Origin of the sequence: Acidiphilium sp. PM (assembly GCF_000219295.1) — a bacterium.
GTDB lineage: Bacteria > Pseudomonadota > Alphaproteobacteria > Acetobacterales > Acetobacteraceae > Acidiphilium > Acidiphilium multivorum.
In genome coordinates this window covers 1-1747 of record NZ_AFPR01000223.1, presented here as the reverse complement: position 1 = coordinate 1747, position 1747 = coordinate 1, and the positions used below count along the sequence as shown (strand labels likewise).

The following is a 1747-nucleotide window of genomic DNA, read 5'->3' as shown; positions in this document are numbered from 1 at the left end:
TTGGCGGCGGGCTTGCCGCCCCGGCGGCGGCCCCTGGATTCGGCCTCCTCCCACTCGACGGGATCGAGACCGTCCACGGCGAGGCGGGGAATCGGGTGGCCGATCAGCAATTCGATCGCGTCGACCGCGGCGCGGTCGGCCGGCGTGGCGAGGGTCAGGGCGCGGCCCTGCATTCCCGCCCGTCCGGTGCGGCCGATGCGGTGGACGTAATCCTCGGCGTGGTGCGGGACGTCGAAATTGAAGACATGCGACAGGCCGCCGATATCGATGCCGCGGGCGGCGACGTCGGAGCAGACCAGCAGGCGGATCTCGCCGGCCTTGAAGCGCTCGAGGGTCGCGAAGCGGGCGGATTGCGGCATGTCGCCATGCAGCATGCCGGCCGAGAATTTGTGCCGCGTCAGCGACTTGCAGAGAATGTCGACATCGCGTTTGCGGTTGCAGAAGACGAGCGCGTTCTGCACGTCCTCGGTGCGGATCAGCCGGCGCAGGGCCTCGCGCTTGTCGTGCGTGGCGACCAGCGACAGGCCTTCGGTGATCGTGGTGGCGACGGTGGCCGGGCGGGAGACGGTGATCTGCTTCGGGTTCGAGAGGAACGCGTCGGCCAGGCGGCGGATTTCGGGGGCCATGGTGGCGGAGAAAAAGAGCGTCTGCCGCATGGTTGGCAGGAGGGAGACGATCCGCTCGATATCGGGGATGAACCCCATGTCGAGCATGCGGTCGGCCTCGTCGATCACCAGCACCCGCACGTCCGACAGCAGCAGGCCGCCGCGCTCGAAGATGTCGATCAGGCGGCCGGGGGTGGCGATCAGCACGTCGACCCCGCGGGTCAGCACGTCGCGCTGCTCGCCCATGCTCTCGCCGCCGATCAGCAGCGCATGGTTGAGCTTCAGGTGCTTGCCGTACTGGACGAAATTCTCGGCGACCTGGAGGGCGAGCTCGCGCGTCGGCTCGAGGATGAGGGAGCGCGGCATCCGCGCCCGGGCGCGGGAGCCGGAGAGAATGTCGAGCATCGGCAGGGTGAAGCTCGCGGTCTTGCCGGTGCCGGTCTGCGCGCAGCCGAGAACGTCCCGCCCCATGAGCACGGTCGGGATCGCCTGTTCCTGGATCGGGGTCGGGTTCAGATAGCCCTTTTCCTCAAGGGCCTTGAGGATCGGCTCGGACAGGCCGAGCGACGCGAAGCCGGAGGCGGGCGGCGTTTCGGCAGCCTCGGCGGCGGCGTCTTCCTGTGGGTGCGGCACGAAATCCCTGGACTCGGACAATATTCAGACCAATTCGGACAAGAGGAGCAGGAGTGCCCGCATCCGCTCGCTCCCGATTCGTTGCGGAGCGGCCAGACGCGAGACGGGGGCGCAGTTGCGTCTGCCCCGAGATCGTTGATATCCGTTCTGACCGCCGAAAAGTCAAGTGAATGGCGGGCTGGCGCGCGGCCTGCCCGGAACGCCGGGGGCGTGTTAGGCTGGACGCCCCGCCCGCGCCGGAGCGGCCGCGGACGGCACGACGGCGCTGCCCGGAAGGAGACAACCATGGCCCGATTCACCGCGCTTCTCCCGCTGGCCGCCGCCCTGCTCGCGGCACCGCTCGCCGCCGCGGCGGCACCGCACCGGCAAGGCGCGACCACCCTCACCCTCTCGGTGACCGGCAGCGCGCGGCATCTGCCGGATGCGATGGCGGCGACGCTCGAGATCGCCGGCGAGGCGCCGGACGCGGCCGCGGCGGCACCGCACCGGCAAGGCGCGACCACCCTAAC

At 70.0% G+C, this 1747-nt stretch carries 1 protein-coding gene and 1 pseudogene; one reads left to right on the top strand and one right to left on the bottom strand.

Annotated features, from left to right (window positions below):
• Positions 1–1259 (bottom strand): DEAD/DEAH box helicase (locus tag APM_RS10070; RefSeq protein WP_039888259.1); only part of this gene is annotated, 1259 nt, incomplete at its 3' end.
• Positions 1260–1523: 264 nt separating this feature from the next.
• Here APM_RS10070 and APM_RS10065 point away from each other — a divergent pair.
• A pseudogene (locus APM_RS10065) lies at positions 1524–1747 on the top strand (hypothetical protein); the annotation flags it as partial.